The 22,525-nt window shown below is 47.1% G+C and carries 23 protein-coding genes; all 23 read right to left on the bottom strand.

Annotation, left to right across the window (positions count from 1 at the left end):
- Window positions 1–14: 14 nt before the first annotated feature.
- Window positions 15–1,133 (bottom strand): hypothetical protein, encoded by a 1,119-nt coding sequence (locus BLS69_RS04645; RefSeq protein WP_091028956.1) that lies wholly within the window; start codon window positions 1,131–1,133, stop codon window positions 15–17.
- 233 nt (window positions 1,134–1,366) lie between these two features.
- The gene (locus tag BLS69_RS04640; RefSeq protein WP_091028954.1) at window positions 1,367–1,966 is read right to left on the bottom strand and encodes a histidine phosphatase family protein; all 600 of its coding nucleotides are present in this window, start codon (window positions 1,964–1,966) and stop codon (window positions 1,367–1,369) included.
- Window positions 1,967–2,009: 43 nt separating this feature from the next.
- Complete coding sequence (locus BLS69_RS04635; protein WP_091028953.1) at window positions 2,010–2,645, bottom strand: anti-sigma factor family protein; 636 nt, start codon at window positions 2,643–2,645, stop codon at window positions 2,010–2,012.
- On the bottom strand, window positions 2,642–3,235 hold the full coding sequence (locus BLS69_RS04630) for an RNA polymerase sigma factor (protein ID WP_062835180.1): 594 nt from the start codon (window positions 3,233–3,235) through the stop codon (window positions 2,642–2,644). Before BLS69_RS04630 ends, BLS69_RS04635 begins: the two co-directional genes overlap by 4 nt.
- A gap of 699 nt (window positions 3,236–3,934) precedes the next feature.
- The gene (locus BLS69_RS04625) at window positions 3,935–5,029 is read right to left on the bottom strand and encodes a prephenate dehydrogenase (RefSeq protein ID WP_091028950.1); all 1,095 of its coding nucleotides are present in this window, start codon (window positions 5,027–5,029) and stop codon (window positions 3,935–3,937) included.
- Window positions 5,030–5,055: 26 nt separating this feature from the next.
- A complete protein-coding gene (gene hisC, locus BLS69_RS04620; protein WP_091028948.1) occupies window positions 5,056–6,156 on the bottom strand; it encodes a histidinol-phosphate transaminase in 1,101 nt (366 codons plus the stop codon).
- Window positions 6,157–6,242: 86 nt separating this feature from the next.
- The gene (gene trpA / locus BLS69_RS04615) at window positions 6,243–7,049 is read right to left on the bottom strand and encodes a tryptophan synthase subunit alpha (RefSeq protein ID WP_091028946.1); all 807 of its coding nucleotides are present in this window, start codon (window positions 7,047–7,049) and stop codon (window positions 6,243–6,245) included.
- Window positions 7,046–8,245: a tryptophan synthase subunit beta gene (trpB, locus tag BLS69_RS04610; RefSeq protein ID WP_017687714.1), complete on the bottom strand. Its 1,200-nt coding sequence runs from the start codon at window positions 8,243–8,245 to the stop codon at window positions 7,046–7,048. The genes trpA and trpB overlap by 4 nt, the downstream gene beginning before the upstream one ends.
- On the bottom strand, window positions 8,242–8,943 hold the full coding sequence (locus tag BLS69_RS04605; protein ID WP_091034832.1) for a phosphoribosylanthranilate isomerase: 702 nt from the start codon (window positions 8,941–8,943) through the stop codon (window positions 8,242–8,244). Before BLS69_RS04605 ends, trpB begins: the two co-directional genes overlap by 4 nt.
- 35 nt (window positions 8,944–8,978) lie before the next feature.
- On the bottom strand, window positions 8,979–9,767 hold the full coding sequence (gene trpC, locus BLS69_RS04600) for an indole-3-glycerol phosphate synthase TrpC (RefSeq protein ID WP_076250003.1): 789 nt from the start codon (window positions 9,765–9,767) through the stop codon (window positions 8,979–8,981).
- Window positions 9,757–10,797, bottom strand: a complete 1,041-nt coding sequence (gene trpD / locus BLS69_RS04595) for an anthranilate phosphoribosyltransferase (protein ID WP_091034830.1) — start codon at window positions 10,795–10,797, stop codon at window positions 9,757–9,759. The genes trpC and trpD overlap by 11 nt, the downstream gene beginning before the upstream one ends.
- Before the next feature lie 68 nt (window positions 10,798–10,865).
- Window positions 10,866–12,434 carry an anthranilate synthase component I gene (trpE, locus tag BLS69_RS04590; protein WP_036607674.1) on the bottom strand — a complete coding sequence of 523 codons (1,569 nt, stop codon included), beginning with the start codon at window positions 12,432–12,434 and terminating at the stop codon, window positions 10,866–10,868.
- A gap of 691 nt (window positions 12,435–13,125) precedes the next feature.
- Window positions 13,126–13,503: a chorismate mutase gene (gene aroH, locus BLS69_RS04585; protein WP_047843558.1), complete on the bottom strand. Its 378-nt coding sequence runs from the start codon at window positions 13,501–13,503 to the stop codon at window positions 13,126–13,128.
- A 5-nt stretch (window positions 13,504–13,508) separates the two neighbouring features.
- Complete coding sequence (gene aroB / locus BLS69_RS04580) at window positions 13,509–14,603, bottom strand: 3-dehydroquinate synthase (protein WP_091028943.1); 1,095 nt, start codon at window positions 14,601–14,603, stop codon at window positions 13,509–13,511.
- 1 nt (window position 14,604) lies between these two features.
- A complete protein-coding gene (gene aroC / locus BLS69_RS04575; RefSeq protein ID WP_091028940.1) occupies window positions 14,605–15,774 on the bottom strand; it encodes a chorismate synthase in 1,170 nt (389 codons plus the stop codon).
- A gap of 178 nt (window positions 15,775–15,952) precedes the next feature.
- The gene (locus BLS69_RS04570) at window positions 15,953–16,747 is read right to left on the bottom strand and encodes a CheR family methyltransferase (RefSeq protein ID WP_091028937.1); all 795 of its coding nucleotides are present in this window, start codon (window positions 16,745–16,747) and stop codon (window positions 15,953–15,955) included.
- A 25-nt stretch (window positions 16,748–16,772) separates the two neighbouring features.
- Entirely contained in the window at window positions 16,773–17,216 is a 444-nt protein-coding gene (gene ndk, locus BLS69_RS04565; RefSeq protein WP_017687704.1) for a nucleoside-diphosphate kinase, read from the bottom strand.
- A 154-nt stretch (window positions 17,217–17,370) separates the two neighbouring features.
- Window positions 17,371–18,345 carry a polyprenyl synthetase family protein gene (locus BLS69_RS04560; RefSeq protein ID WP_017687703.1) on the bottom strand — a complete coding sequence of 325 codons (975 nt, stop codon included), beginning with the start codon at window positions 18,343–18,345 and terminating at the stop codon, window positions 17,371–17,373.
- A gap of 343 nt (window positions 18,346–18,688) precedes the next feature.
- A complete protein-coding gene (locus BLS69_RS04555) occupies window positions 18,689–19,309 on the bottom strand; it encodes a UbiX family flavin prenyltransferase (protein ID WP_017687702.1) in 621 nt (206 codons plus the stop codon).
- Window positions 19,310–20,176, bottom strand: coding sequence for a UbiA-like polyprenyltransferase (locus tag BLS69_RS04550; protein ID WP_091028934.1), 867 nt, complete (start codon window positions 20,174–20,176; stop codon window positions 19,310–19,312).
- Window positions 20,169–20,897, bottom strand: a complete 729-nt coding sequence (locus BLS69_RS04545; RefSeq protein WP_036607690.1) for a demethylmenaquinone methyltransferase — start codon at window positions 20,895–20,897, stop codon at window positions 20,169–20,171. The genes BLS69_RS04550 and BLS69_RS04545 overlap by 8 nt, the downstream gene beginning before the upstream one ends.
- A 15-nt stretch (window positions 20,898–20,912) precedes the next feature.
- Window positions 20,913–21,776, bottom strand: coding sequence for a heptaprenyl diphosphate synthase component 1 (locus BLS69_RS04540; RefSeq protein WP_091028932.1), 864 nt, complete (start codon window positions 21,774–21,776; stop codon window positions 20,913–20,915).
- A 101-nt stretch (window positions 21,777–21,877) separates the two neighbouring features.
- Window positions 21,878–22,429, bottom strand: coding sequence for a hypothetical protein (locus BLS69_RS04535; protein WP_091028929.1), 552 nt, complete (start codon window positions 22,427–22,429; stop codon window positions 21,878–21,880).
- Window positions 22,430–22,525 lie beyond the last annotated feature (96 nt).

Here is a 22,525-nt window from a genome sequence, read left to right as displayed (position 1 = left end):
TAGCAACTTGTCCTTCACTTGTCAAACATAATAGGTGTAATGTCTCCTGAGATGGAGCGACAGGATGCAGCAAGACTCGTGCCCCAGGCTGTCATTTGTATAGTCCGGCCTTCCTCATGTTCCCCAATACGGACCATGCCAAGATGCAGCATCATTTTAACAATTCTGTTATCATAGATGGCCGCTGCCGTATCATAATAGAACGGCTGAATGAATGGACCGATCTGACGAAACAGCGACTCGGCGGTTGACCATTCTTGGGCACATTCGCCTGTCCAGTACACAATAGAGGACAGATTGGGAATAGCACCTTTATACAATCTTAACCAAAACCTAAATAGCTGTATCATCTCGGCTGTTTTCTCTGCCCCCAGCTTGTCTTCTCCAGCTGGTGATAGCTTCAGCGTGCCTTGCTCCTCATGAACCAGCCGATGGTGAAATGCATAGTCGTAGAGAAGTGCGAAACGATCCGGGTAATCCTTGAAGGAACGGCCATATCCGAATCTCCATCCACCTTTGCCCACCAAATCCTCACTAATGTGCAGATGCTCCATAATCTGCTGTTGAGAGCGACGGTACATCATGCCTTCAGCGTTAAGGGCAATTTCGTGCTGCTGGACAAACTGCAGGAACAACTTGAGATCATCCGCTAAGAGATGATATTCATCCCGATACATGGGTGGTTCCGTTGTTTTGATAATGCCTGCTCGCAGATGTGTGGATAACACATCCCTGAATCTTAATTTCAGATCCTGGGGTACCTGATACAAATACCTGGTCTGCTGCGTTGTCCCATTGAACAACCATCCACTCTTATTAAAGCGAACGATGAGATCACGTGGACTCGCGCCAGCCTCACTCTCCTTTTTGTCCATCGATTGACGGGCTATGGCAATGAGTTCTTCCATACCATAATACTGGCGAGGATCAAACAACAAGTTGTTCAAAAAGCGCTGATCTGCTTGATTCAGTTGACGTACCTGCTGCTCAAAAAAGGGTCTGCTGCCCAATGTAGTGAGAATACTCTGGATGAGTTCATGTTTGGAATTGGGCTTGCATTCACATTGGTAATAGTCTGCTATTCGATTAAGCTGGCCAATATCGGCAAAAGTAAGCATATCCGCTAGATTCATGGGTCCATCGCCTCGCCCGTTAACTACTTCGACTGCTGATTAGGAGCCTGAAATAGTTTGGTTTTGTAAACATCGTTGACGGAATTCCCATAATCTAAACCTCTTTTTGGAAATCTTTTATGTTTTAAACCATACTATGCCCCAAGTTGGTCAATCAGAAGAAAAATGAGAGGTTTGAAATCATATAAAGTCTTTATTTCCCCATAAAACGCAAAAAAACAACCCAAGTTAGATTACTCAGGTTGTTTCGCTGTGTCCAAAGACAGATGTCGTGTGCAATTATATAACAGCGGACTCCAGTCATCACGTTCCTTTTCCAGGATCGTCAGTGACAGGTTTCCAATTCGTTCTGTATACCGATCTTTAAACAAGGCTGTTAACAGGTTGGCCAGAAAAGCTCCATGAGTGACAATGAGCACGGCTTGGTCCGGATAGGCAGACCATAGATCTTCCAGAAACGCCAGTGCACGAATCTGGATATCCGCTATCTGCTCCTGTCCCAAGTCCAATGTCTCCCAGGATTTGCCCCAACGGGCAACCCGTTCTTCTGAAGTCAGACCTTCAATCTGACCAAAAGCCCTTTCTTTCAACCGTGCGTCCGGCTCAAGCAAAGGTACATTCAACAGTTTAGAGATAATCTCCCCTGTTTCCTGTGCCCGCGATAATCCACTTGTGATGATATAGTCCCACTGGTATTCTTCCGTCAACAGACGTCTTCCCAGTCGCTCTGCCTGTTCACGGCCTTCCCCATTCAGAGGTATATCAGTCTGCCCCTGTATACGGCCCGCCGCATTCCAGTCTGTAAGACCGTGACGAATAAGCCCGATTCGCACTTACATCCCTCATTTCTCCACACGGCGAACGAAAGGTTATTACCTATGCACTCGCACCTTGTTTACGTTTATTCGTTGTTCGATGCATACGTCCAAGAGAAAATAACGCCATTCCTATTGCAAGTAAAGAGAGGGCCATCCAATACTGCGGATAAGCAGGTCCCATGCTCACAACAAAAGGTTCTATGATACTTCCTCTGTCCGCTCCAGTCATGTTGTACTGATACATTCCAGAGGACGATGGTCCGCTTCCGGCAACCCCTGTCTCCAGGATACCCGTAGTAACAACTTTGGTTTGCTCAGCTTCTGATACGTCTGGCTTAAACATTGCCATATACAGAAAGCTGCATAAAAAAATAGCCAGGAACGCGGCAATCCACAAAGACATATGCTTGCGGATCACAGCAGAGAAACGATTAACCTTTGCCTCTTCCGGCAGTAGCCATGGAGACTCCGCATAGATCCGGTCCATAACGTTACGGTTCACTCTCTCTGCTTGTTGTTCTGTCACTGGAACCGGAATGCTGTGCAGCAAGATCTGAGCTTCTTCCCAGACCTCAAACTGCTCGGAGCACTCTCCACAACCAGCGAGATGAGCATGAAATGCAATCCGCTGAGGATGAGTTTCCGGCAAGTCCCAGACCAGTGCAAACAGTTCCTGGGCTTCATTGCAATTCATCGGTTCTTCATCCCTTCATATGGCTCGTACACCGGTTCGAAGAAATAAGGTTCCAATTGAGTTTTTACGCTTGATCTTGCTCTGAATAATAGCGATTTCACAGAACTGACGCTCTGCCCAAGAATATTCGCAATCTCTTGGTAGTCTAGTTGATCATACTCGCGGAGTATAATCGCAGAACGCTGCTTCTCCGGCAAATTGTTAATCGCATCCCTAACCAGCATCACCCGCTCGCTGCGTAGTACAGCATACTCCGGTGCATTCTCCGAAGGAGCAACGGGAACAATCCCGCTCTCTTCAAGTGGGACATTTCCGCTGCGCTGTTTGCGAAGCTCACTCAGTACCGTATTTCTCGCAATGGTATATAACCAGGTTGAGAATGAGGCATCCACCTCACGGAAAGAGTGCAGACTGCGGAACGCCTTATAGAAAGTCTCAGAACAGAGATCTTCCGCAAGCAGCTCCATATTGGAACTTTTCAACATATGATATACGAAAGCCAGTATTTTACGCTGATAACGACTCATCAGCTCGGAATATAACTCCAGGTTACCTTCCTTGATCTCTCGAATCAACTGGGAATCCGTCATTTGAGTGCGACCCCTCCTCGCCCATCCATGTGCTTCTCCCCGTTCGACTCTATCCATGTATTACCGAACAGGCACAAAAAAGTTGCGGTTCTCACCGCATATAAAAAGCGTTCAGCGCCGTAACTGGCCTTCCCGCCAAATTCCCCTATGTAATGGCAATTTCCCCAACGTTTCTACATTAACAGTATTTATTGTACAACGGTCTGCATCATCCTGGCAAATCCATTGGTATCCGCAAAACCCGACCTGTCATTCATATGCGGTCATTTTCACGTTCATGACTTCATTTTGAGCCTTTTTGGTAAGCCCTGCTTATATAGACGGACGACATACCGAAAAGGTTACAAAAATGTGATATTTTTTTGATCTAAGGTATCCCTAAAAAAAAGGAGTTATTATCCTGAATTACCGAAAGATATAATTAATTCAAGCAATTTTACTGAAAGTGTTGACAAAATGAAAACGTATACATATAATAAGGGTACAGTATGGTTTCTCTCCACTCCTATCCAATAACTGTATTGCTCCACGTGAGCAATGGCCGCTTTTGTAAGCGGTCTTTTTTTTGTCTTTAAAAAGATATTCATATGTTAATATTTATATAAACCCTGTATAAAATCCTCTTTGATCCGTGTCTGAAAATCAAATAATAACTCCAATATAAACTCACAAAAAAGAGGGCTTTCGCCCTCTCTCGTCTTATATCCACACTTGATAGCCTAAGGAATCCAATAACGTCTTGGCTCGTTCCATATCTTCTTCCTGACGGAAAGACAGACGCATAATGCCCGGCACATCCACCCGGTTTTCGATAATCTCCAAATTGCTCAAGTTGATGTCATTCGCCCCAAGCTCAGTTGCGATCTTACCGATCATACCCGGTGCATCCTGGACATCAGTATACAGATCGAATAACGGCGAAATCATGCCTTTGCGTCGTTCTGGTAATATACTGCGGAACTCGCGGGCCTGACGGAATGCCTCCTCTATACCTTCACCGTTCTTATGCTCCAGCATATCCGTAAAGGCCTTCATCTGGCTATTCCAGTCCTTAAGCAAGCCCAACAGTACATCACGGTTGCTAAGCAAGATATCTCTCCACACAATCGCATCACTGGACGCAATCCGGGTAATATCCCGGAAACCACCTGCAGCCAGCATTTTATACAGTGGATTCGACTCATTATATTCACGCACCTGATTCACCAGCGCAACAGCAATAACATGTGGCAGATGACTAATCGCCCCCACGATGTCATCGTGCAGCAGAGGCTCCACACGCACGATCTGTGCCCGTGTATACGCAAGCAGCTCAGACAGCCTGCTGTAGGCTTCCTCAGGTACATGTTCTGAAGGGGTTAAGACATAGTATGCATTCTCAAACAACACAGCTGAGGCCGCATCTACGCCTGCACGCTCCGACCCCGCCATAGGATGACCACCAATGAAGTAAGCGTCAGTCAACCGCACATGCTCGGCACAAGCGGCAATGGAAGCTTTAGTGCTTCCTACGTCCGTGATGATACAACCTTTTTTCAATGGCAGCTTGGAGAGCTTTTCGAAATAGGATTCAAGCAAACCTACGGGAACGCACAAAAAAATAAAGTCGGCATCCTCTACCGCTTCTTCCAGAGAGAGCGTAGCATCATCCACTACACCGCTCGCTATGTACTTGTCCTTCAGTTCATCCAAGTGGGCGTAGCCCATCACGGTTACATCTGGCTTGCCTTTGAAGCAGAGCGCCAGTGAACCGCCGATGAGTCCTACACCAATCATTGCAATTTTTAGTTTCATGGGTCCTCACTCTTTCATCGCCAGTATTAAGGGCGTGCTACCGCCTTCTCAGCCAGCGTGTTCTCCAGTGCCGTGACAAATGCACGGTTCTGTTCTGATGTTCCGACGGACACACGAATGTAAGTTGGGTATACGTGGAATCCTGGGCGAACGATAATGCCTTGTTTGAGCAAGGATTGGAACGCAATTGCTGAAGGCATATCCAGGTCAACCATAATGAAATTACCCTGTGAAGGGAAATACGACAATCCGAGCCGTGTAAATTCATTTTGCAGGTAATCCCGATCCGTTGCATTCCGCTTCGAGCACTCTTGAACAAAATCCTGATCCAGTAGTGCAGCGGTTGCCGCAACCTGTCCAAAACGGGAGGTGTTAAACGGTTCACGTACACGGTTAATCAAATCAATAATTTCGGGACGTGCAATGCCGTACCCGATCCGGAGCGAAGCCAAACCGTAAATTTTGGAGAATGTCCGCAGTATGACCAAGTTCGGATACCGTTCGATCAATGGTATACTTTGCGGGTATGCTTCATCGGTTACGAATTCATAATAAGCTTCGTCCAGTATGACCATCACATGAGCAGGCACACGGTCCATAAAGGCTATAAGCTCCTGCTCGGAGATAATCGTACCTGTCGGATTATTGGGATTACATACCCATACTGCTTTGGTTTTGTCGTTAATTTGCGCGAGCATCGCGCTCAGATCATGCGTGCCATCTTTCAGAGGCACTTCTATGGTCACGGCCCCCTCAATATCTGCATTGCTTTTATATACGGAGAATGTCTGATCTGCCATGATGGTCTCGTCACCCGGCAAGAAGAAAGCTCTTGTGATCAAAGCAATAATCTCATCGGAACCACAACCAAATATTAAGTTGTTCCGTTCAACGCCAAGATGCTTGGCAAGAACTCCCGTCAGCTCAACCGAGCTACCGTCTGGGTATATGCTTATATTCGTCATTTCTCTCGTAATGGCTTCCAGGGCGGCAGGAGAACTGCCGTACGGGTTTTCGTTGGAGGCCAGCTTGATGACTTGTTCAAGCCCCAGTTCACGTTTCACTTCTTCAATCGGTTTGCCCGGCTGGTACACAGGCAGATTGACAATCTGGGATTTCGGTTTCAACCCGACCGCCTCCTGTTATTGAAATAATGTTAGACACGAATCAGCGTGCACCTCACGTGTCCAAAAGATGTCCTTTCAGGACATCCCTATCCCTTTAATTGTGCCACAAAGTTGCGAATTTGCAACAGTCCCGCTGCACGCGTATCCGGATTTTCAAGCAGAGGAATCGCATCTTCCACCTGACGAACAATGGCACTACCTACCACAACGCCATCGCAGATGCGGGAGAAATGGGCCACCTGCTCATGACTGGAGATACCAAAACCTACCGCTACAGGGAGGTCTGTCAGACTTTTCACCGTCTCAATGAAACTCTCTACGCCATCAAAGAAAGAAGCTCTCTCTCCGGTTACCCCAAGGGATGATACACAATAGATAAAGCCACTCGCTCCCGTTACAATCCGCTCAATCCGGGCATTAGATGTAGGTGCAACAAGAGGCACCAGATGCACACCAGCACGATTTGCGCGTTCACGCATCTCTTCCGCTTCCTCAATCGGCAGGTCCGGAATGATCATGCCACTAATATCGTGTTTGACCAATTCATCAAAGAATACATCCAGTCCTGTCTGCAATACCGGATTATAATAGGTGAACAGTACAAACGGCAGTTTCACACCTGCATTACGAGCTTTTGCTGCAGTTTCCATAACAGTACGAATGGTAATTTGGCTTTTCAACGCACGTTCGGAAGCGCGCTGAATGACTGGTCCATCTGCAAGCGGATCGGAATAGGGAACACCCAATTCCAAAATATCCGCTCCAGCCTGTTCAAGCTCCTTGATGATATCAATCGTTGTGTCCACATCCGGGTCTCCCACGGTTAAGAATGGAATAAGTGCCGTACGATTCTGTTCCTTCAATTGCTGGAAGGTCTGGTCCATCAGATTCATCCCAAGTCACCTCCCGTGTATTTCATGATGGATTCAACATCCTTGTCTCCACGTCCCGACAGACAAATCACTACAATATCATCTGCTGTAAGTTCAGGCGCCAGTTTGACAACTTGGGCTACCGCATGTGCAGACTCCAGAGCAGGAATGATTCCTTCCGTCCGACATAGGAGTTGCAGGGCATCCAGTGCTTCCTGATCCGTGATCGGTACATATTTTGCCCGTTCAATATCCTTGAGATAGGAATGCTCCGGACCAACACCCGGATAATCAAGTCCGGCCGAGATGGAATGCGCTGGCTGAACCTGTCCATACTCATCCTGCAACAGGTAACTCATAGATCCCTGGAATACACCATGCGTACCTTTGGTCATCGTCGCAGCGTGATACTCGGTTTCGACCCCTTTGCCTGCGGCTTCAACACCAACAAGCTTCACATCCTGATCACCGATAAATGGATAGAACATACCGATCGCATTACTTCCTCCACCAACAGCTGCTACAATTACATCCGGCAAACGCCCTTCGATCTCCTGAATCTGACGACGGGTCTCATCACCAATCACACGTTGGAAATTCCGCACCATCATCGGATATGGATGAGGACCAACCACTGATCCAAGCACATAGAACGTATCCTCCACATTGCTGACCCAGTAGCGAAGCGCTTCATTACCAGCATCCTTCAATGTCCGTGTTCCAGACGTCACCGGAATCACTTCTGCTCCAAGCAGCTTCATCCGAAATACGTTTAACTGCTGACGCTCTGTATCTTCTTCGCCCATAAATACTTTGCATTCCAATCCAAGCAATGCGGCTACGGTAGCCGTTGCAACGCCATGTTGACCTGCACCCGTTTCGGCAATAACTTTCTTTTTGCCCATCCGTTTGGCGAGCAAACCTTGTCCAATCGCATTATTAATTTTGTGCGCGCCTGTATGATTGAGATCTTCACGTTTCAGATAAATTTTCGGTCCGCCCAATCGGCGTGACAATTGCTCTGCATGATACAATGGCGTTTCACGTCCAGAATACTCGCTTAGCAGATAATTCAGTTCCTTGTTGAATTCCTCATCTTCAGAGAAGTGGCTATATGCCTCCTCCAACTCAATAAGTGCGTTCATTAGTGTCTCAGGTACAAAGCGGCCTCCGAAGTGACCGAAACGCCCGTGTTGATCCGGCAATTGATGTGTCATGCCTGCTTCACCCTTTCTACGAATGCTGTAATTTTGGCCATATCCTTCACACCTTCAGTCTCCACGCCGCTGGATACATCGACGCCGAAAGGTGCATATGTCTGTATTAGTTGTTGTACATTGTCCGGCTGCAACCCTCCTGCAACGAACAGAGCAATTTCGTGACTTTTCGCCCATTCAGCATAGGCAGGGATTCGCTCCCAGGCAAACGTTTTCCCGGAGCCCCCTCCATATAGAGGATCATGGGTATCAAGCAATATCGCATCCACGAATTTATCGTAAGTATCAAGAGCCCTTATGGCTGCATCATCAGCTTCCGGCCCCGTTTCATCTTTGGGAAAAGAAAAAACTTTGAACACTTTGGCATTCCACCGCTGCTTCACCTGCTGGCAAAATTCCGCAGTCTCCTGTCCATGCAGTTGAATAACATCCAGCTGAGCAATCTCCATAATGTGTTCCAGTTCTTCGAGCGTAGGATTCACAAATACACCCGCAAGCTTCGGCCGATCATAGGCAGACCATTCGAACAACACCGTTCTTAATGCAGCAGCCTGCTCGGGTTCGATTCGGCGGCGTGATTTGGCAAAAACAACACCAATGTAATCCACAGGCAAGTTTATCATCGATTTTAGCACTTCAACGTCCTGAAGTCCACATATTTTTACGGCCGCTGGCAGCGGGTTTCTCAGTTCTGACATACTGTCACCTGTGCCATCGTGTATGGAAGTATTCATCATTTGGGTCCCATCAGATCATATACAGCCGCCTCGACATCATCCTTGCGCATGAGATGCTCACCTACGAGAATACCATGAACACCGGCCTGGATCAGAGGTACTGTTGATTCTGGTCCGTCAATACCACTTTCGCTAATCAAGGTAACACCACTTGGAATCAATTCCATCAAATCCAGTGTCGTGTTCAGACTGGTTTCGAATGTTTTCAAATTACGATTGTTGATGCCTACAAGTGTTGCCTGCGGAATCTCCAATACCTGCTCCAGTTCTGTTCGATCGTGGACTTCAATCAAGGCATCCAGCCCCAAACTTTTGGCAAATTCCAGATATTGACGAATCTGTTCAGGTGTCAGAATGCTGGCAATCAGCAATATCGCATCCGCCCCCAGCAATCTTGCCTCGGCAATCTGTCGTTCATCTATAATAAAATCCTTGCGTAACAGCGGAATGTTCACCGCCTGATGAATCGCCTGCAAGTACTCGTTGCTGCCTTGAAAATACGACACATCCGTTAATACGGAGATGCAGTCTGCACCCGCTCGCTCATAAGCAGCAGCAATCTCTACCGGATGAAAATCCGGACGAATTAACCCTTTGGATGGTGAAGCTTTCTTCACTTCAGCAATAAGGCCGAGTTTGCGATTACGTCCGCTCGATAGTGCTTGTTCAAACCCCCGGGTTGCGGGTAGTTGTTCGATTTTTTGGATAGCTTCATCCATGCGAAATGTTTGTGCCAGAACTTCAACTTCTTTATGTTTGGTTGCAACGATTCGATCAAGATACATGACTGTACGCCTCCGTTGTATGAATTAACTGTTCAAGCTTCCCGGCAGCTTTGCCCGAATCTACCGCTTCTGCGGCAAGTGTCACCCCTTCAGCAATGCTATCTGCAAGACCGGATACATAGATGCACGCTCCGGCGTTCAACAGAACGACATCGCGATAGGCACTCTGCTCACCCTGGAAGATCCTTTTAATAATTTCGGCATTCTGTGCCGCATCTCCTCCAAGTACCGCTTCGAGCGGATGCAGAGACAACCCCATATCACGTGGATCGATATCGTAGGTGTGCACTTCCCCATTGCGAAGTTCAGATACCTGAGTTGGCGCCGAGATGCTGATTTCGTCCAGACCATCATGGCTGGCCACGACCAACGCTCTTTTGAGACCAAGACGATTCAGTACTTCAGCAATCATCGGCGTCCGGGAACGATCATACAGACCAAGCAATTGGCGATCTGCTCCCGCAGGATTGGTTAATGGTCCGAGCATATTAAAAATGGTACGAACACCCAGCTCTTTTCTTGGTCCTGCCGCATGTCGCATGGAAGGGTGATATACCTGGGCAAAACAGAAGCAGATTCCGATATCATCCAGACATTGTCTGGCCTGCTCCCCGTTCAGATGGATATTTACACCCAGTGCCTCTAATACATCTGCACTACCCGCTTTACCTGAAGCTGAACGGTTGCCATGTTTGGCGACACGAACCGAGACGGCCGAAGCAATAATGGCGGATGCTGTGGAAATGTTGAATTTGTGAATACCCGATCCACCTGTTCCACAAGTGTCCAGCAAGCCGCTGCCATCCGTTAGAATTCGTCCGCCCTGACCACGCATGGCTTCAGCAAAACCGGTGATCTCATCCACCGTTTCCCCCTTCATCCGCAGCGCCATCAGCAAACCTCCGATTTGAGCCGGCGTTGCCTCACCTCTCATGATCGAGTACATCAAATCTCTTGCTTCGGCTTGTTCCAAATGGCTGCCCTCCAAAATCTTCGCCAGGCCATTCTTCATGCCTTCCTCACGAGTAATCTCAGCAATGGGGGTTACAGGTTTCTCATTCATTATTGGGTTTATGTTCATCTCCGGTCTCTCCTCTCTCAGTTCTTAGCGGCCGCTGGTGTGACAAAGTAGTCTGCATTCGCCAGTCTCAACGTGCTGTCCTTTTCTTTGGCAGGAAACATGGCTTCTGCTGTTCGAATCGCCTTGAGCAATGCTTTAGCTTTGTTAACTGTTTCCTCATATTCATTCTCAGGCACAGAATCCCAGACGATTCCCGCTCCGGCCTGTACATAAGCTTTTCCTTTTTTGAAAATAATCGTACGAATCGTAATACAGGAGTCCATGTTACCCGAGAAACCAAGGTATCCGATTGCTCCTGCATAAGCACCCCGTGCCTCTTTCTCCAGTTCCGCGATAATCTCCATTGCACGCAGTTTCGGTGCTCCGGATACGGTACCCGCTGGCAAGCATGAGAGGAACGCATCGAAGAAATCCTTGTCTTCTCTAAGCTCGCCCGTAACGTTGGACACCATGTGCATAACGTGAGAATACCGTTCAATCTCCATGAACATGTCACACTTCACACTGCCGAAGCTGGATACCCGGCCCAGATCGTTACGACCCAGATCAACCAGCATCAGATGCTCCGCGCGTTCCTTCTCATCTTGGAGCAGATCAGCAGCGAGAGCACGATCTTCTGCTTCTGTAGCCCCCCTTGGACGTGTACCTGCTATCGGTCGTGTCTCCACACGATTCCCGTCCACCTTGACCAGCGCTTCAGGCGAAGTACCCACGATAATCTCATCATCCATTTTGAGGTAATACATATAAGGTGATGGATTCAAGGTCCGAAGCACACGATACACGTGAAGCGGAGAAACTTCCGTATCAATGTGGAAACGCTGGGATAATACCACTTGAAAAATATCACCTGCGCGAATGTAATCTTTGGCTTGCTCCACATTACCGATAAATTGCTCCTTCGTAAGGTTGGAGCGAATATCCCCCAGTTCCACGTCTCCCGGAATGGAACGCGGATTCAGGTTCTCCCCTGGTCCTTGCTGCTGCAAACGTTCTGCGGCCTGCTCCAGCTTCTCCGAAGTCACTGCATACGCTTGACGTATCTCATCATCCGTTGCACCGTCCTTGACGTGTACATTCCCGACGAGCAGCATCTGCTGCTTCACATGGTCAAACACGATAATCTGGTCACAGAACATAAAGCGAATGTCATCCATATTCAGGTCATCCAGCGCGTGAGCTGGAAGTTTCTCATAATAGGACAGCAGATCATATCCGAAGAAACCAATTGCCCCACCTGTGAATGGTGGCAGTTCATCATCTTTTGGGCTGCGATACTTACGCAGCAGTGCTTTCAGTTCTTCGATCGGTTTGCCTGGCAATTCACGTGTTTTCCCTGCTTCTTCTACAACGATCCGACCCTTCTTGGCCGAAATCATCAGGAACGGATCTGTACCGATGAACGAGTATCTCGCCCATTGGATCCCCCCCTCTACACTTTCCAACAGGAATGCCCGGTCGTTGTCAGCATAACGGCGGAATATTCGAATCGGAGTCTCCATATCTGCCAGAATCCGTTTGACTACCGGAATCAGATTATACTCATTCGACATTTTCAGTACTTGATTAACGTTTGGCGTTATCATCAGATCACGTCCTTTCAGATTTAGGTAAGTTCAACTAAAGATTGTTTACACTGAGCACTTCGATGACAGAACAACCTTCCGATCACTTTTATTCCCAGATTTTTTTGATTCCCTTTCAAAAGGGAAAATCCGGTGATAAATGTGAACGCTCCGCTTCTTCACGTTATTTCTGTCCTCTGCGTTTTTGTGTAAAAGTTAAGTTGAACCTATATGGGTAGTAGAAAAGGTTATATGTACAAAAAAACCTCTACCATCAGGTAGAGGTTTGGTTATAAGCTGTATTTAACAGGGTGATGCTTCATAAATAACAAGTCCCTATACTTCGCTGTCGGATTATTCACAGGTCGCTGAATTGATGCATCTCACATCATCCAATTCGGGAAAATATATCAGTTATAACACTTCAACTCTCATTCCAATATTTCATAAAATATAGGAGAGTGCATTGATTGTGTTTATACCAAAATATATCAAAACAACGATGTCCTATGACACGCTTGTTTTCCCTGTTCCTGTTACCTATTCCGTAGCACGACGTACCGTGAATCAGTTGACCGGTTTCTGTTGCCCCGGTTACCACCCACTGGACTCTGCTATATACTCCACTAGCTCAGCTGCTCTCAGCTCAATCTCAACTCTACTCAACTGGTTCTCACTATACATCATTATGATCGGTTTGACAACCCACTACTTAAGAGCCAGAAGGTGCTGCCAAATCCGGACGTAATGCCTGTGCACCGTTCAGATACACATGGTTGATTTCATTCTGAGCTTTGTTTGTATTCACATGCACCATGAAACGAATGCACTGCGCCAATGCACCTTTAACAGGAACCTCCAGTGCACACATTAGTGGTACAAGTTCCCAGCCATCCAGTTGGCGAATAGCTTTTGCTGGGAATGCAGCATCCAGATCCCCAGTTAACGTAATCCACACACTGCAGATATCTTCCGGTTGAATCTCATTGCGATCCACGATCTCTTGCAACAATACAGCCGTTTCCTTCAAAATCTGTTCTTCGTTGTTCTGCGTGACTGTTGTAGCCCCGCGAATTCCCCGTGTGACCATTGCTGTCATTCTCCCTTCCTGAGCATTTCAATGACGTCCCGAACTGCCGACACCGGTACGTCCTTCACAATTCTTGCAGCCCCAATCTGATCAGGAATGATAAACACCATATGACCTTCACGGAACTTTTTGTCATGCATCATCGCTTCCATTAATGCATCCGTGTCGAGATGCGCAGGCATCGTTGTTGGAAGGCGAAGTGAACGCAGCATGCGGACTGTATCTTCATAGAGCCCTGCTGGCGCACCAAGCTTCTCACCAAGCAATGCTGATCCAGCCATACCGATCGAGATCGCTTCTCCGTGCAGGAATTCTCCATAACCGGCAATCGCTTCAATGGCATGACCAATCGTATGTCCCAGGTTCAACAACGCACGTTCTCCATTTTCACGTTCGTCTCTGGATACAATCTCTGCCTTAATGCCACATCCACGCTCCAAGCCGTATCCAAGTGCTTCCGGATTAAGCGCAAGCAGTTCTTCCGCATGTTCCTCACACCAATGTGCAAAAGCCTCATCACGGATCAGCCCGTGCTTCAGCATCTCTGACAACCCTGCCGATACATCTCGTGGTGGCAAGGATTGAAGTGTGTCCACATCATAGAGTACAAGCTCGGGCTGGTGGAATGCACCGATCATATTTTTGGCCAGCGGATGATTGACAGCTACCTTACCGCCTACACTGCTGTCATGCGCCAAAATTGTTGTAGGCACTTGAACAAACTTCACTCCACGCATATATGTAGCGGCAACAAAGCCAGCCAGATCACCTACGACACCACCACCTAGGGCCAGAATCGCAGAACTCCGATCCAGTTTGCCTTCGATCGCAACGGTCATCATATCCTGGTACACCGAAAGGGATTTCGATGTTTCACCAGAGGGCACAACCGCAGATACGACTGTATAACCAGCCGTACGCAGCGTTTGCTCCATACCTGACAAGTATTTGGGAGCCACATTTTCATCTGTAATGATGAGTAGCGGACTTTTTTTGGTCAAGCCATACTGCTCAAAATATTGAGGGGCTTGTGCCAATAGGCCGCTACCAATCAGAATCGGATATGAGCGTTCCTCCAACTGTACCGTCAGCTGACGCATATTAGTAACTCTCCAGTTGAGCGTTATAACTAGCAACATTCGCACGGATCTCTTCCATGGAATCCCCGCCGAATTTCTCCAGGAATGCTTTGGCAATTTCCCACGCTACAACATGCTCCATAACCACACTCGCTGCTGGTACAGCACAAGCGTCCGAGCGCTCAACCTGAGCCGTAAATGCTTCTTTTGTATCAATATCAACACTTTGCAGTGGCTTATACAACGTTGGGATCGGCTTCATCACACCACGTACAACGACTGGCATACCGTTTGTCATACCACCTTCGAATCCACCCAGACGGTTGGTTGCCCGGTGGTAGCCGCGCTCATCCGTATGCATGATTTCATCATGCACCTGTGATCCCCGAATGACTCCGGCTTCGAATCCGATACCAATCTCTACACCTTTGAATGCATTAATGGACATTACGCCTTGAGCGATTCGTGCATCCAGTTTGCGATCGTATTGAACATAACTACCAAGACCAATAGGTACACCTTCAACGATACATTCCACGATTCCTCCGATGGAATCGCCTTCTTGTTTAATCTGGTCGATGTAGGCTTCCATCTTCTTCTCTGTCTCAGCATCCGTAACACGTACAGAGGAAGCTTCTGTCACAGCGATCAGTTCATCAATCGGAAGGTCCTGATACGGAGCTTCGATCTCTCCAATGCGAAGTACACGTCCTGCTACCTTGATTCCGAATTCAGCCAGGAATTGACGTGCAATGGCACCACATGCCACACGTACCGTTGTCTCACGTGCACTGGAGCGCTCCAGTACGTTACGCAAGTCTTTAAGATTATACTTGAGTCCACCGTTCAGATCAGCGTGTCCGGGACGAGGACGATGAACGCGACGTTTCTCTTCGTCACTGCCTTCAATCGGCTCAATATTCATAATATTCTGCCAATGTTTCCAGTCGTTATTTTGAACAACCAGCGCTACCGGAGCACCTGTTGTATATCCATGACGGATACCACCAACGAAATTCGCCTGATCCTTCTCGATCTGCATCCGGCGTCCACGGCCATATCCCTTTTGGCGGCGGTGAAGCTGGAAATTCAGTTCTTCAAAATCAATTGTCAAATTACTTGGCAATCCTTCAATAATAGCGGTCAATTGGGGTCCGTGCGTCTCCCCTGCGGTTAAATAGCGTAAACTCATAATACGTTCCCCCTTTAAACTGTTAAACTTCACATTGCTAAAATCCCATAATTTCTTTGCTTATTATAGTATAGCTGACCGGCTTTGACAAGAAAGTCGGCTCTTTCTTGTACTTGGTATACAAATAACCGCCTGAACACATGTACATGTGCTTCAGACGGCTCAACAACCATTATCATTATTTTTTCCGATAGAAGAATGTCTCTGCTGTCTCCAGACCATATTGTCCCGGGGAGAAGATCTGCTCCGTACTGCCCACAAACAAAATACCGCCTGGACGCAAACTTGCTGCAAATTTGTGATACAACAGGTTTTTGGCTTCCTCGGTAAAATAGATCATGACATTTCGGCACACAATCAGATCGTACCCATCGTCAAAACGGTCCACCAGCAAATTTTGTTTCATGAACTTGATCGAATTTTTGAGTTGCTCATCAATACGGTATACCAAGCCATCCTGCTTGAAGTAACGGTTCGCCGTTTCCTTTGGCACATCCTTAAGTGAGCGTTCCATATAACGCCCTTCCTTGGCTTTGGCCAATGCACCTTCATCCAGATCACTTGCCGTAATGGAGCTGTCCTTCAAAATACCCATCGTGTCCAGAATCATGGCGAGTGTATAAGGTTCTTCACCTGTTGAACAGGCCGCACTCCAAACTTTAGCACGACGCTTGGACCCCAGCAGTTCAGGCAGGATCTCGTCCCGCAGCACTTCCCAACGATTGGGATTACGCCAGAATTCCGACACGTTAATCGTCATACGATCAAGGAATTCGTAGAACAATGATTTATCTTTCTGCATAGCATCAAAAAAGTTAGAAAATGTATGAAACCCGTTTTTGTTGCGAAGTGTGGTCAGCCTTCTTTTCATCTGGCCTTCCTTGTATTGAGCAAGATCAATGCCTGTGCTCTCTTTGATTTTACGAATGAATCCGGTGTAATCCGGGTCTAGTAGTTGTTCTTGCTCCAGCATCGTGTATCACCCTTTTGGCTAATAATTACAACCAGGCTGCGATGCTCTTGTCGTATACCACCAGTTCATCTGAAGCAAAGAAATTGGCTGCTTCACGGGAAGCACTTTCCGGTGAATCTGCCCCATGAATCAGATTATGTGGTGTGTGGCTGGCGAAGTCTCCGCGAATGGTACCCGGAGCTGCTTCCTTCACATTGGTTTTTCCGATGACGATGCGCGCAAGCGCCACAATATCGTCGCCTTCCCACACCATGGCAAATACAGGCCCAGATGTGATAAAACGAACCAAATCATCGAAAAACGGTTTGCCCTCATGTTCAGCATAATGGCGTTTTGCCTGATCCTCAGACATCTGCACCAATTTGCCTGCCACCAACTTAAATCCTTTGTCTTCCAGACGGCTAATAATTCGACCGATCAATCCACGCTGCACACCATCCGGCTTCACCATCAAAAATGTACGATCCATCAGCTCACTCCTCACTCACGGTTCAAAGTTAATCACTATGTAAACGCAATCCCTATGATTGTAACATACATGTCCAAATCCTCCCAATGAGGAATCTCACAGTTCTGTTCATCTTTGGGTATGAGCAAGCCGAGAGTCGAAGGTCATACAAAGTTTAATGCGTACGTTTAACCACAAAATGAGCGATATCACGCAGGTTTTTGGTCGTCTTGATGTTAGGTAGCTGATCGAGAGCATCGAGCGCTTTCTTCATATATCGGTCAGCAAGGGCTTCTGCTTTAGCAATTCCTTGACTTTGGCGAATCATTCCAATTGCATCCGATGCACTTGCCCGTCCTTCTTCATGCTGGACACGGGAAATCTCCTTAAGTAAAGGTTCCCGCAGATCGGATTCTTCCAGAGCATAAAGTACAGGAAGAGTAATATTCCCTTGCTTCATGTCACTGCCAGGTGGCTTGCCAAGTTGTTTCTCGGTACCTACCAGATCAAGTACATCATCTTGAATCTGAAAAGCCATCCCCACATTGTATCCGTACGTATACAGCAGGGAAGATACATGCTCAGGCGCACGTGTAGCCAATGCCCCTAACTGACAGCTAACCGCAATCAGAAGTGCTGTTTTGCGGCGAATCCGCAGTAGATAATTACGAACACTTTGTCCCGTATTGAAAAAGTCCCGAATTTGCTCCATCTCACCAATGGACATCTGTACCATGGCTTTGGCAAGGATACGATGAATAGCTGGATCGGATAATCCGGCAGTCATTTCAAGTGCCTTACCGTAGATATAGTCTCCAGTGTACATGGCAATCCGATTATCCCATTTTGACTTCACCGTAGGTTTACCGCGGCGTGTCTCCGCATTATCAATAACATCATCGTGAACGAGGGATGCCGAATGAATGAGTTCCAGCGGAACCGCAACCAGCTTCAGACGTTCAATGTCGTATGTACCAAATTTCCCACCAAGTAACACAAAAACGGGCCGTAACCGTTTTCCTCCTGCTTTGAGCAAATGAAGTGACGTTTCACTCAGCAGCTTCTGTTCTCCTCGAACACTGCGATACAATTCTTTCTCAATGTAATCCATGTCCTTTTTTAACAACCCGAAAATATCCAATAGTTTCATTCGTTCACCCGTATCAGCGTATTGTCAGTCCATAAATTCATGCTTACCTTCCCCTCCAGCAAGTCGGGCCTGCAGGCATTACGAAAAACCCGGCTTACCGTTCTTGCTTGTGTTTTTCTATAAGGTAATCTAACGTATTTTTCTTCTCCGAATGTCATGGCCGACACCCGAAAATTAAACTCTGCGACTTGTTCTGAAACAAAATACAGAAGTTGCCGGAGCATGGGTCAAGACTGTGGTTCATGAAGACTCACCATCAGCACTCACCAATACCCCGGGATTCGGGGGACAAATAAACCGAGCAACACTTTGGCAAAAAACAGCCTTGTATCGAACTCAGTCGTTATCCCCGTTCATCCGGTTCTCCCCATCTTGTAAACAGTTGATGTGGGATGCGCAAGCTATCCAGCACTTTCCCCACCAAAAACAGAATCAACTCATCCATAGTTTGAGGTTTGTAATAAAAAGCAGGCATAGCCGGTATCATTCGTACACCAAGACGAGAAAGCTTCAGCATGTTTTCCAGATGGATTGCATGAAGAGGCGTCTCACGTGGTACGAGTATCAATGTTCTTCCCTCTTTCATCATAACATCGGCTGCGCGAGACATCAGATTATCCGACGATCCCTGCGCGATGGACGAAAGAGTTCCCATCGAACATGGCATGATAATCATGCCGTCGGCCAGATAAGAACCACTTGCAATGGAGGCCCCTATATCACTCACAGGATGATAGATCAGAGAACCGGCACGGTTGCCGAATTTTTCTTCCAGCACCGCGTCCCGATTCGTCACATCCCAGTCCAATTCTTCTTTCAGTACACGCCACCCTGCATTGGATATGACCAGATGAACGTTATATTCCAAATCAAGCAGCGTTTCAATTAATCGAATGCCATATATGCTGCCACTCGCTCCGGTAATTCCGACAACCAGTCGTTTATTGTCCGGCTGCTGCACCATTTATTTCACCGCCAGATCAATAAGAGTGAACGTAAATACGATTATACTAAGCAAACTGTTCATGGTAAAAAACGCCGTTTGAACACGGCTCATATCATTAGGCGATACGATATAGTGTTGATAGAACAGAATTCCATACGTCACCAACATGCCTGCGCCATACCACCAGCTCAGATCTGTCATCAACAATAACGCAAGAAAACCAATTGCAGTAATCACATGGAAGAACTTGGCGATCTGCAAGGATTTAACCAGGCCAAAACGAGAAGGTATGGAGTGAAGCCCCTCTCCCTGATCGAACTCCAGATCCTGACATGCATAGATAATATCAAAGCCCGCTGTCCAGAACACAATCGTAACGTACAGCACAATCGCTGTCCAATCCATCGTTCCTGTTACAGCTACCCAGCCACCAAGTGGTGCCAAACCAATCGTCATTCCGAGAACGACGTGGCATAACCATGTGAATCGTTTGGTGTACGAATACAGTACCAACATAAACACAGCAATAGGCAACAGCTGCATGGATAATACATTAAGATTGGATGAGGCCCAGAATAACAATATAAATGAGATAATGACAAATATAACAACTTCCCCATTTTTCAACAGTCCTGCCGGGATGGCTCTCATCGCGGTACGCGGATTTTTGCCATCAATCGCTTGGTCAATAATTCGGTTCAAACCAAAAGCTGCACTACGTGCGCCGACCATCGCAAGCAATACCCACATGATCTGCATCCAGCTTGGGAAGGTATCATTCACTACCATGGAGCCGAGAATGGCCCCCATAAATGCAAAAGGTAAAGCAAAAAGCGTGTGTTCAATCTTGATCATTTCTAAAAAGATGCGAATTTTCCTAAACATGCTGATTCTCCTTGGTTCCAATATGCAGTGCCGCTATACCTCCGGTCAGAGGGTAGGCCTGCACTTGTTGTAATCCAGTTTCTGCAAAAATGTCTGCCAGTTCCTGCCTTCCCGGAAAAATGGCCAGTGAGTCCGGCAGCCATTTGTACTGCTCAAAACTTTTAGCAAACACTTTGGCAAGATTCGGTAAAACCTTCTCAAAGTAAAAATAATAAATGCCTTTAAACGGCTGCCATGTTGGCTTGGACAATTCCAGGCACACAACCATACCGCCCGGTTTGACCACACGTTTCATTTCAGACAACACTTGTCTGAGATCAGGTACATTACGCAGCCCGAACCCGATCGTCACATAATCAAATGAATTGTCTTCAAAAGGAAGTGACATAGCATTTCCCTGTGTCAAGGTAATCTGCTTTTGACGTTGCACCGCATTGATCTTTGTCTGACCAACTTCCAGCATGTTGCTGCTGAAATCAAGTCCGTGCATGTGCCCCGTTTCACTTGCCTCTGCCATAGCAAGCGTCCAGTCACATGTGCCGCAACACAAATCAAGACCGGTATCGCCTTTGGACATATTCATCTTTTTCATGGTGAATTTACGCCAAGCCTTATGCCTGCGGAAACTTAGAATATCATTCATGACATCATATTTTCCGGCTATACTCTGAAAAACCGAATGGACATATTCTTCTTTCGGTTTGGTCTCTCCGCTCCCCATTCGTCTGTCTCCCCCTCAATCTTCCCTTACTGCCGCATGTGAAGGCTGCAAATATGCCAAGTAAGGATCTAGAATTGCATGTATCTCATGCAAGCCCATCCGCCCTTCCTCGTCTTGCAACAACAGTTGAATGCGGTGTGTACACTCGCGAAGCTTGTCCAGCAAAACCTCGCCAACCCTATGCTTCAGCACCATAGCGTTCCATGCACGTGCATCCGGTTCAGACTGACGTAGCACACTGCGCTCATCGTCATTACCATGCTCGTATATGTGCCAATATGCATAGCTGTGAAGATATTGTTTTGCGTCATTCATCCGCTTCAGTTCTTCCACGATCGTTTCGCAGGAGCTGAATTCGGTCAACAGGCTGTTCCATAATGACTCTTCGTTATGTTGAATCATGCCTGTAAATGAAAGAAACAGCTGCATCCTCAGCTGTACCGTTTCACGCAAGTATTCATCAGCCGAAACGAGAAGCTTCTTCATCCGTTCATACAGCGTCATCTTGCGTGCGTTCACTCCGGATACAGCACCACTGAGTTTGCCAATCATTTCAATTCTGCCCGCTTGGGCAAGCAATTGATAAAAACGGCTACTTAAATAATCCCCGGCGAGTACATTCAACTGGCGTGAACGCATCTCCTGCTCTCTCCGCTCACCGGAAATGGTATCGATTCGATCATGCGTATCCATGGCCAACTGAACGAGCGAAGTTGCAAGAGCATATAACTCTTGATGCACCTTTTCGTCTGTGCGGCCCACAAATACCTGCAACAGACGTGCCCGGCTATCCGGAAATGATGGGATTTCCGTATGTTGTCGAATCATGTCGTAATCCGTATATTTCTTTGCTAGTTGGGGTACGCGATATGAATTCATTCTCAGCCTCCGAGCCTTAACATTGTTAAACCATTTCTGCACTACAATCTTATATATTATAGCATATGTTGAACGGGCACGCACTGAATCCTGCTATTCTATTACCCCTGACTTGTCATTTCGAATTGCTTCTTCCAGAGTTCGGTCTCCATCAAATGAAACCAGTCCTTCAATTCATCTGAAAAGGCCGCACTTTTCCAGTTCCGTAATGTTTCAATCGCATACAGAGGCCACTCTCCACGCCGAATATCAGCAGCAAGCAACAGATGTCGTTTATGCATCCATTCATCTTCTGCCATTACACGTAGCAGCACCTGATCCACGTTATCCAGACTCCGAAAGCCCATATCCGCCACAGCTGCCATGTTCTCATAGATTTCAGTGTAACTTGTACCCGTTCCTTTAACTTTGAGGTCCAACGTCAAAATGGACTGTTTCCATTCCACTCTTGCAATGGGAGTTGATAGTTGCATGGAACTTAGCACATCAACCAGATTGTCATTCGTTAGCTGAACTGGATGATGTGATGCAGAGGCAGGCTGTACGTTGTCCCCGCCCCATGTACGCATATGTAAGGTTTGTATCGCAACAAGCAGAAAGACCGCCGCAACCGTTGCCAGCATTGAAGCAGTAACAATCATCCGCGGTTTCATATACGCCTCCCTGCCTTTACCTGTTAGTGTAGTCTGTCCGGTAAAGGCTCATACCTCATTGTACAATGAAAAAAAGCAGGCTATGCCTGCAATCTT

Source organism: Paenibacillus sp. CF095 (genome assembly GCF_900101225.1).
In the GTDB taxonomy this organism is placed as follows: domain Bacteria; phylum Bacillota; class Bacilli; order Paenibacillales; family Paenibacillaceae; genus Paenibacillus.
The sequence above is the reverse complement of the archived record's forward strand: the minus strand, read 5'-3'. Positions and strand labels throughout refer to the sequence as shown.

What these genes read in the sequence shown, in the direction of transcription:
- BLS69_RS04645 (WP_091028956.1), bottom strand. Translation starts at nt 1,133, where the DNA reads ATGAATCTAGCGGATATGCTTACTTTTGCCGATATTGGCCAGCTTAAT.
- BLS69_RS04635 (WP_091028953.1), bottom strand. Translation starts at nt 2,645, where the DNA reads ATGAATTGCAATGAAGCCCAGGAACTGTTTGCACTGGTCTGGGACTTG.
- BLS69_RS04630 (WP_062835180.1), bottom strand. Translation starts at nt 3,235, where the DNA reads ATGACGGATTCCCAGTTGATTCGAGAGATCAAGGAAGGTAACCTGGAG.
- BLS69_RS04625 (WP_091028950.1), bottom strand. Translation starts at nt 5,029, where the DNA reads ATGAAACTAAAAATTGCAATGATTGGTGTAGGACTCATCGGCGGTTCA.
- trpA (WP_091028946.1), bottom strand. Translation starts at nt 7,049, where the DNA reads ATGAATCTGATGGACCAGACCTTCCAGCAATTGAAGGAACAGAATCGT.
- trpB (WP_017687714.1), bottom strand. Translation starts at nt 8,245, where the DNA reads ATGACACATCAATTGCCGGATCAACACGGGCGTTTCGGTCACTTCGGA.
- BLS69_RS04605 (WP_091034832.1), bottom strand. Translation starts at nt 8,943, where the DNA reads ATGTCAGAACTGAGAAACCCGCTGCCAGCGGCCGTAAAAATATGTGGA.
- trpC (WP_076250003.1), bottom strand. Translation starts at nt 9,767, where the DNA reads ATGTATCTTGATCGAATCGTTGCAACCAAACATAAAGAAGTTGAAGTT.
- trpE (WP_036607674.1), bottom strand. Translation starts at nt 12,434, where the DNA reads ATGATAACGCCAAACGTTAATCAAGTACTGAAAATGTCGAATGAGTAT.
- aroH (WP_047843558.1), bottom strand. Translation starts at nt 13,503, where the DNA reads ATGGTCACACGGGGAATTCGCGGGGCTACAACAGTCACGCAGAACAAC.
- aroB (WP_091028943.1), bottom strand. Translation starts at nt 14,603, where the DNA reads ATGCGTCAGCTGACGGTACAGTTGGAGGAACGCTCATATCCGATTCTG.
- aroC (WP_091028940.1), bottom strand. Translation starts at nt 15,774, where the DNA reads ATGAGTTTACGCTATTTAACCGCAGGGGAGACGCACGGACCCCAATTG.
- BLS69_RS04570 (WP_091028937.1), bottom strand. Translation starts at nt 16,747, where the DNA reads ATGCTGGAGCAAGAACAACTACTAGACCCGGATTACACCGGATTCATT.
- ndk (WP_017687704.1), bottom strand. Translation starts at nt 17,216, where the DNA reads ATGGATCGTACATTTTTGATGGTGAAGCCGGATGGTGTGCAGCGTGGA.
- BLS69_RS04560 (WP_017687703.1), bottom strand. Translation starts at nt 18,345, where the DNA reads ATGAAACTATTGGATATTTTCGGGTTGTTAAAAAAGGACATGGATTAC.
- BLS69_RS04555 (WP_017687702.1), bottom strand. Translation starts at nt 19,309, where the DNA reads ATGGTGCAGCAGCCGGACAATAAACGACTGGTTGTCGGAATTACCGGA.
- BLS69_RS04550 (WP_091028934.1), bottom strand. Translation starts at nt 20,176, where the DNA reads ATGTTTAGGAAAATTCGCATCTTTTTAGAAATGATCAAGATTGAACAC.
- BLS69_RS04545 (WP_036607690.1), bottom strand. Translation starts at nt 20,897, where the DNA reads ATGGGGAGCGGAGAGACCAAACCGAAAGAAGAATATGTCCATTCGGTT.
- BLS69_RS04540 (WP_091028932.1), bottom strand. Translation starts at nt 21,776, where the DNA reads ATGAATTCATATCGCGTACCCCAACTAGCAAAGAAATATACGGATTAC.
- BLS69_RS04535 (WP_091028929.1), bottom strand. Translation starts at nt 22,429, where the DNA reads ATGAAACCGCGGATGATTGTTACTGCTTCAATGCTGGCAACGGTTGCG.